Genomic DNA, 8334 nt, shown 5'->3' with positions numbered 1-8334 from the left:
GGTGTGTGGTGTGCTCGGGGCCCTGCCGATGACCGCGGTCATCGTCCGCAGCGCCGCCAACGTCCAGGGAGGCGCGAAGACCTCGCTCTCCCGCATCCTGCACGGCCTGTGGCTGCTGCTGTTCACGGTGCTGCTGCCGGCGGCGATCGGGATCATCCCGCTCGCGGCCCTGGCGGGTGTGCTGGTGCACTCGGGTTGCAAGCTGGTTCCCGTGAAGGACATCGGCCCGCTGTGGCGGGAACACCGGGGCGAGGCCGTCATCCTCGCGGTCACGGCGATCGCCATCGTGACGACCAGCATGTTCGAGGGTGTGCTGCTGGGCCTGGGGCTGGCCGTGGCGAAGTCGGCGTGGGAGACCTCGCACGTCCACGTCGACATCCGCGAACTCACCGGCGGCAGGATGGTGGTGACCTGCACGGGCAACGCCACCTTCCTGCGGCTGCCGCGCATCCTGGAGACGCTGGAGGCGCTGCCGAAGGACCGGCCCATCGAGCTCGACCTGTCCTCCGTCCGGCACCTGGACCACGCGTGCCGCTCCGCCCTGGAGAACTGGGCCGCCCGGCACAACATCGCCGGGACCGAGCCGGTGCGGATGACAAAGCCGGCCGGGGAGCGCGATGACGCCGCCTCACCGGTGCAGGTGGCCGGCTGAACGGTGACGGCACCGCCGCGTGCCGGGGCTTCCCGAAGGCTCCTCGCCTCGGGAAGCCCCGGCACGCCTGTGCGTACGGTGGGTAAGTGGTTCGCCACCGAGGTCGATTGACGTCACATCAGCTGACGATTCGTGACACTGCATCACCGGGGCCATCCCGATCCGCCGTCATCGGTCGCCGCGGCGGAGAGGCGTCGGAGGTTGCATGCGCGCCGACCGCCACATGGCAGGTGGCTCATTCGCCCACCGCGCGGCAGTACTGGCTGGCCACCCTCCACGGCTGATGCGTCCGGAGCTGCCGCCGCTGCGTCGTCCCATGCGGGTCAGTGGGATGCACTGCATCCATTTGCCTAATGTCTTTAGGCAAATGTACATTGCCGTTAGTCTTACGGAGGGAAGGTTATGGCTGCGCGTGTAGGGCTGACCACGGAACGCCTGGTCCGGGCGGGGGCGGAACTGGCCGACGAGGTCGGCTTTGACCAGGCGACCGTTTCGGCGCTGGCCAGGCGATTCGATGTCAAGGTCGCGAGTCTGTACTCGCATGTGAAGAACTCGCAGGACCTCAAGACCAAGATCGCTCTGCTGGCCCTGGAAGAACTCGCGGACAGGGGAGCCACCGCCCTGGCCGGGCGCGCGGGCAAGGACGCGCTGACCGCCTTCGCAAACGTCTACCGCGACTACGCCCGGGAACACCCCGGCCGTTACGCAGCGGCCCAGTTCCCGCTGACCCCGGAGGCGGCGGCCGCGAGCGCCGGAAGCAAGCATGCGCAGATGATGCGGGCGATCCTGCGCGGTTACGACCTGACCGAGCCGGACCAGACGCACACGGTCCGGCTGCTGGGCAGCGTCTTCCACGGCTACGTCAGCCTGGAACTGGCCGGGGGGTTCAGCCACAGCGCCCCCGGCTCACAGGAGACCTGGTCATGGATCCTGGACCGCCTCGACGCCCTGCTGCGGGGCCGGCTCGCTCCCTGACCCCGCCGCCCAGGCCGCTTTAGCACATCTGCACCGCCCCCGCATCCCCGCATCGGCACGATGCCAACTTCATCATCGACAGGGTGAGGCAATGGACAGCAAGCACGACTGGATCACCACGGAGATCACCGCGGACCTCCTGCGCGGCGCCCTCGATCTGGAGCGCACCGCGCACGGGGTGCTGCCACACCGACTGCCCGCCCGGGCCCGCGCCCAATGTGCCGACGGACAGCTCGCCATGGCGGAGTCCCAGCCCTCCGGCGTCCGGCTGGTCTTCCGCACCCGGGCCACCGCCGTGGAACTGGACGCGCTGCCCACCAAGCGGGTCTACGTGGGTGCCCCGCCCCGCCCGGACGGCGTGTACGACCTCCTCGTCGACGGCCGCCTTGCCGGCCGGGCGAGCATGCCCGGCGGCAACACCCTGACCATCGACATGGCCGCCGGAACCGCCGAACGCCGGCCCGGCCCGACCGGCACCGTCCGGTTCGGCGACCTGCCCGACGGCATCAAGAACGTCGAGATCTGGCTGCCGCACAACGAGACCACCGAACTCGCCGCCCTGCGCACCGATGCCCCCGTCGAGCCCATACCGGACCACGGCCGCAAAGTCTGGCTGCACCACGGCAGTTCGATCAGCCATGGCTCCGACGCCGCAAGCCCCACCACCACCTGGCCCGCACTCGCCGCCTCGCTCGGCGGCGTGGAGCTGATCAACCTGGGCATGAGCGGCAGCGCCCTGCTCGACCCCTTCACCGCCCGCGCCCTGCGGGACACCCCCGCGGACCTGATCAGCCTCAAGATCGGCATCAACCTGGTCAACGCCGACCTGATGCGGCTGCGCGCCTTCACCCCGGCCGTGCACGGCTTCCTCGACACGGTCCGCGACGGTCACCCCACCACACCGCTACTGGTCGTCTCGCCCCTCCTGTGCCCCCTCCACGAGGACACTCCGGGACCCTGCGCCCCGGACTTCAGCAACCTCAGCGCCGGAAAGCTTCAGTTCACGGCCATGGGCGACCCCTCGGAGACCGCGAGCGGGAAGCTGACGCTCCGCGTCATCCGGGACGAACTCGCGCGCATCGTGCAGCAGCGCGCGGCCGACGACCCGAACCTGCACTACCTCGACGGCCGCGCTCTCTATGGTGAGTCCGACTTCACCGAGCTGCCACTGCCCGACCAGCTGCACCCGGACGCCGCGGCACACCGCCGCATCGGCGAACGGTTCGCCCGGCTGGCCTTCACGCCCGAGGGCCCGTTCACGGACCGCACCGCCTGACCAGGGAAACGGGGACACCGACGGGGTCTCCTGCTGTTCAGCGCGGTGACGCCACGGCGACGGCCGCCGCGTAACCGACCGGCAACAGGGGGTCATCGAGGTCCCGGATGTGCCAGCCGGGGATCTCGGCGGGCCGGGTGCCGGTGCCCAGGTAGTGGTCCGACAGGCCCTCGGCGATGCCGGTGCCGATCCCCTTGAGGTGAGCTTCCTTGCGTGTCCAGCACCGCGCGAAGGCCTCCGGGCGCCGGTCGTTGGGCAGTGCGGCCAGTTCCGCCCGCTCGCGGGGGTGGAGCCGGCTGCCCACCTCGGCCGCCGCCACGGGCGTCGGATACTCCTCGACGTCCACGCCGACCGGGGCCTGCGCGTAGGCGAGGACCACCACGTCGCCCGCGTGACTCAGCGAGAAGTGCAGCGTGTGGCCGGGCAGTGACGGGCGTCCGTGCGGCCCTCCGCACGAGGGGCAGGGAGCACGTACGAAGGAGATCTCCGCCGGCGGCGTACCCAGCCGGGCGGACAACTCCCGCCGCAGCGCGGTGTGTGCGACCTGATAGCGGTCGCGGTCATCCTGTCGCCTGAAGGCGTCCGCGCGGGCGCGTTCGGCAGGAGAGAGGACATCGCGCAACGTTTCGGCCTCACGTGCATGGGCCTTGACGTTGAGCGTGAAGATGCTCGCGGCACTCCTCGTCTCCACGGGCCCAGGTTACTCCGCACCCGCCTCACACGGCATCGCGCACGGCACCGAGCACGACCTCATGCGGCGGGTTTTTCCTTCCCCGGAGACGGCGTCGCCGCGGCTCCTGAGGCCCGAGTCGAAGGGTCAATGACCCATGTTTCAAAGGGGTAACCGTTATGCGAAAAGTTCTCCAAATGTCGCTTCTGTCACCTCACGCTAGCATCGAACAAAGGTCGTGAAGTTCGACCGTCTCTCGTATCGAGCGCGGACGACCACGGACCCGGGAGCTGGTCTCCCGCCGGCCGACTCGCCGCCCGTGCTGACACCGACACCCCACCCACCGCCCGGTTCACCCGCTCCGGCACGCGCCGGATCGGGCGAGGTCGCCCGGTGCCGGGGGGCGCCGAGCGCGGGCGGTCGGAACGTTCCGAGGGAGCCCACATGGCGGGAAAGTCGTTTGAAGCGTTGCCCCCCGATCTGGGGGAATCCCCAACGGTTCGGGGCGGGTTCACCGCCCCGACCGCTGCTGTCGAGGGGACACTCGCTGCGGTACTGGCCGACGTCGTACGCGTCGGCCAGCTGTCTGTCGACAGCCACTTCTTCGACGAACTGGGCGCCGACTCGATGGTGATGGCACAGTTCTGTGCACGGGTCAGAAAACGTGCGGACCTGCCCTCGGTATCGATGAAGGACGTCTACCGGCACCCGACGATCAGGAGCCTGGCGACGGCGCTCGAGGCCTCCGCCCCCTCCTCCCCCGTCGAATCGCCGGCCCCCGCACCCGCACCCGCTTCGGTGTCCCCGACGGGCACACCGCAATACGTCCTGTGCGGAACGCTTCAGCTCCTGGTTTTCCTCGGATACTCCTACCTCGCCGCGCTCATCGCCGGTCAGGGCTACACCTGGATCTCCGCCGGATCCGGCCCGTTCGACGCGTACCTGCGCTCGGTCCTGTTCGGCGCGGCGGCCATTGCGGGGCTGTGCGCCCTTCCGGTCCTGGCGAAATGGGTGCTCATCGGCCGGTGGAAACCCCGGCAGATCCGTATCTGGAGCCTGACCTATCTCCGCTTCTGGACGGTCAAGACGCTGGTCCGGTCCGACCCGCTGGTCCTTTTCGCCGGTTCGCCGCTCTATGCGCTCTATCTCAAGGCGCTGGGCGCGAGAATCGGCAAAGGCGCCGTCATCTTCTCCCGGAACATTCCCGTCTGCGCCGATCTGCTGTCCGTGGGCGACGGCGCACTCGTCCGCAAGGACGCGTTCCTCAATTGCTACCGGGCCCACGCCGGCCTGATCCAGACGGGCACGGTCACGCTGGGGAAGGACGCGGTCGTCAGTGAGGCCACCGTCCTGGACATCGACACCTCACTGGGCGACGCGGCCCAGCTCGGCCACGCCTCCTCCCTGCACAGCGGGCAGGCGGTGCCCGACGGCGAGCGCTGGCACGGGTCGCCGGCGCAACGGACCGAGGCGGACTACCGGGCGGTGGGCGCGGCCGACTGCGGTGCGACCCGAAAGGTGGTCCACAGCGTCCTGCAACTGCTGGCCGTAATCCTCGTGTACGTGCCGCTGGGAATCGGCGCCGTGGCCATCCTGCTCGCCGCGCTCCCGCAGCTCACCGCGGCGCTGGAACCAGGGCCCACGGCCCTGACGGGCTGGACGTTCTACCGCGACGCCCTGGCGTCCTCGCTCGTGCTGTTCGTCGGCTCCATGGTCCTCGGCCTCCTCGCCGTGGTCACCGTTCCCCGCCTGCTGAACCGGACCCTCACCCCGGACAAGGTCTATCCCCTGTACGGCTTCCACTACGGGGTGCACCGGGCGATCGCTCTCCTGACCAACAGCAAGTTCCAGACGCGGCTGTTCGGTGACAGCTCCTGCATCGTCCACTATCTGCGCCGGATCGGTTACGACCTCTCCCGGATCGAGCAGACCGGGTCGAACTTCGGCACGGAGGTACGGCACGAGACCCCGTTCCTGAGTTCGGTGGGGACCGGAACGATGGTCGCCGACGGGCTCTCGCTCAACAACGCCGACTACTCGAGCACGTCCTTCCGGGTCTCCCGGACATCGATCGGGGCACACAACTTCCTCGGCAACAGGATCGCCTACCCCACGCGAGGCAGAACGGGCGACAACTGTCTCCTGGCGACGAAGGTCATGGTCCCCATCGACGGGAAGATCCGGGAAGGCGTGGGGCTTCTCGGCTCGCCCAGCTTCGAGATCCCGCGGTCGGTGCAGCGCGACAGCACCTTCGACGGGCTCAAGAGCGAGGAGCAGCTGCGCCACTGGCTCCCCGCCAAGAACCGGCACAACGCCGCCACCATGGGGTGGTTCCTGCTGGTCAGGTGGATCTACTTCTTCCTGGTCACGCTGCTCGCCTCGGCCGCCGCCGAACTCTACGCCCCGCTCGGTGCGGCGGCGATCGCGCTGGGCAACGTCCTCATCTTCCTGTTCGGTGCCGCGTACTTCGTGCTGATCGAACGGGCGGTCACGGCCCGCCATCCCATGGGGCCGCTGTTCTGCTCGATCTACGACCTGCGGTTCTGGAAACGCGAACGCTACTGGAAGGTGCCGTCGGAGACGTATCTGCGGCTATTCGACGGCACTCCCTTCAAGAACGTGATCTGGCGGCTGCTGGGCGTCCGGCTCGGCAGCAGGGTCTTCGACGACGGCTGCTACCTGACCGAGCGATCGATGGTCACCATCGGGGACGGCTGCACGCTCAACATGGGAAGCGTCGTCCAGTGCCATTCGCAGGAGGACGGCACCTTCAAGTCCGACCGCAGCACGATCGGTTCCGGCTGCACGATCGGGGTCGGCGCCTTCGTGCACTACGGCGTGACGATCGGCGACGGCGCGGTACTCGCCCCCGACTCCTTCCTCATGAAGGGCGAAGACCTCCCACAGCGCACGTGGTGGGGCGGAAATCCGGCCCGGCAGATGCGCCGGGGCGACGGCGGGGAGTGGAGGTAGCAGCGATGGGAACGTCTGGGAAGAGCGAAACGGAACCCCGGCGCGAGGTGCCCGCCCCCGGCGGGTTCACCGCGGTACCACGGTGGACCCTCGCGCCGGTTCCGGGCACCGCCGCACACGACACGGAGCTGGCCGAGGGCCTGATGAGCGCGCTCGGCGTACTGGCACGGGAGTGGGAGGTGACGCTCCCCTCGGTGCTGCTGGCCGCGCACGCCAAGGTTCTGTCCGCGCTGACCGGTGAGCGGGAGGTCGCGACCGGCTATGTCGCCGTGCCGGGCAGCGCTCCGGTGGCCTGCCCGCTGACGACCGCGGCCGAGTCCTGGCGGACGCTGGTGCGCGAGGTGCATCGGGACGCATCCCGGTTGCCGGCGCGCCAGGACTTCCCGGCCGATGACGCCGACGGGACGCCGGGCCCGTCCGGACCGTTGCCCGAGACGGTGTTCGATCCGACCGGTGGCGACGGAGCGGCCGAGGGCGCCGTGCTGCGGGTGACAGTGGCGGACCGGGACGGTCGGCACCTGCTGCGGCTGCGGTACCGGACCGAGGTGCTCGACGAGGCCGGCGCCGCCAGAATCGCCGGATATCACCTCACCGCGCTCACGCTGATCGCCGCCGAGCCGGACGCCACGCACCGGCGGCAGAGCCTGCTGTCCGCCGAGGAACTCCGCTTCCAGCGCGAAGGACTGGCCGGACCCCGGCGGGATCTGCCGGACCACCGGTTCCACGAGCTGTTCGAGCGGCGCGTACGGGCGCACCCGGATACCGTCGCGGCCGTGCAGGGCGCCCGGCAGTGGACGTACCGCGAACTCAACGCCCACGCCAACCGGCTGGCCCATGCGCTGCTGGCGCGAGGACTGCGCCGGGAAGACGTCGTGGCGGTGGCGACCGAGCGCAACCTGGACTGGCTGGCCGCCGTCCTCGCCATCTTCAAGGCTGGGGGCGCGTATCTGCCCATCGAGCCCCACTTTCCCGCCGACCGCATGGCCACCATGCTCTCCCGTGCCTCGTGCGGGCTCGTGCTGACCGAGCCCGGCAGCACCGGCACCCTCGACCCGGCCCTGGCCTCGCTGCCCGGTGTCCGCCGGCTCCTCATCGACGCGGCGTACGAGGAGGACCGCGGTGACGGCGACCCAGGCGTCCCCGTCGCCCCCAACGACCTCGCCTACCTCTACTTCACCTCCGGCTCCACCGGCGAGCCCAAGGGCGCGATGTGTGAGCACGCGGGCATGCTCAACCATCTCTACGCCAAGATCGACGACTTGGCGGTCACCGAGGGGCAGGTCGTCGCGCAGACCGCGCCGCAGTGCTTCGACATCTCCCTGTGGCAACTGCTCTCCGCGCTGCTGGCCGGCGGGCGGACCCTGCTGGTCGGGCAGGAGGCCGTCCTGGACGTCGAGCGGTTCCTCGACACGATCGTCGAGGGCGGGGCCGGCGTGGTCCAGGTGGTGCCGTCCTACCTCGATGTCGTCCTGTCGTCCCTGGAGCGGCGCCTCCGCGAACTGCCCGCCCTGCGCTGCGTATCGGTCACCGGGGAGGCGCTGAAGAGGGAACTCGTCCAGCGCTGGTTCGCGGCCGCGCCCGGGATCAGGCTGGTCAACGCCTATGGGCTGACCGAGACATCCGACGACACCAACCACGAGGTCATGGACCGGGTGCCGGACACCGAACGGATCCCGCTCGGCCGACCCGTCAACAACGTGCACATCCATATCGTCGACGAGTACCTGTCTCCGGTGCCGCTCGGCGCCCCCGGAGAGATCGTCTTCTCCGGAGTCTGCGGACCGAGGC

6 protein-coding genes are annotated in these 8334 nt (G+C 69.8%); 5 read left to right on the top strand and 1 reads right to left on the bottom strand.

All coding sequences use genetic code 11. From position 1 onward, the window contains the following. The 3 genes from AB0D04_RS41565 to AB0D04_RS41555 form a co-directional block, all read left to right on the top strand. A partial coding sequence (locus tag AB0D04_RS41565; protein WP_362712607.1) for a SulP family inorganic anion transporter occupies positions 1-652 on the top strand: 652 nt, incomplete at its 5' end. Positions 653-1054: 402 nt separating this feature from the next. Continuing rightward, a complete protein-coding gene (locus AB0D04_RS41560; RefSeq protein ID WP_362712606.1) occupies positions 1055-1627 on the top strand; it encodes a TetR/AcrR family transcriptional regulator in 573 nt (190 codons plus the stop codon). A 91-nt stretch (positions 1628-1718) separates the two neighbouring features. Next, positions 1719-2903, top strand: a complete 1185-nt coding sequence (locus AB0D04_RS41555; RefSeq protein ID WP_362712605.1) for a GDSL-type esterase/lipase family protein — start codon at positions 1719-1721, stop codon at positions 2901-2903. 37 nt (positions 2904-2940) lie between these two features. Here AB0D04_RS41555 and AB0D04_RS41550 read toward each other — a convergent pair whose 3' ends face one another. Then, complete coding sequence (locus tag AB0D04_RS41550; RefSeq protein ID WP_362712604.1) at positions 2941-3594, bottom strand: 4'-phosphopantetheinyl transferase superfamily protein; 654 nt, start codon at positions 3592-3594, stop codon at positions 2941-2943. A 423-nt stretch (positions 3595-4017) separates the two neighbouring features. Here AB0D04_RS41550 and AB0D04_RS41545 point away from each other — a divergent pair, with 423 nt between their 5' ends. Together AB0D04_RS41545 and AB0D04_RS41540 are read left to right on the top strand one after the other, a co-directional pair. Further along, positions 4018-6546 (top strand): Pls/PosA family non-ribosomal peptide synthetase, encoded by a 2529-nt coding sequence (locus AB0D04_RS41545; protein WP_362712603.1) that lies wholly within the window; start codon positions 4018-4020, stop codon positions 6544-6546. A gap of 5 nt (positions 6547-6551) precedes the next feature. Next, the coding region (locus AB0D04_RS41540) for an AMP-binding protein (RefSeq protein ID WP_362712602.1) at positions 6552-8334 on the top strand (1783 nt) is incomplete at its 3' end.

This window comes from Streptomyces sp. NPDC048483, from assembly GCF_040651455.1.
GTDB lineage: Bacteria > Actinomycetota > Actinomycetes > Streptomycetales > Streptomycetaceae > Streptomyces.
The sequence above is the reverse complement of the archived record's forward strand: the minus strand, read 5'-3'. Positions and strand labels throughout refer to the sequence as shown.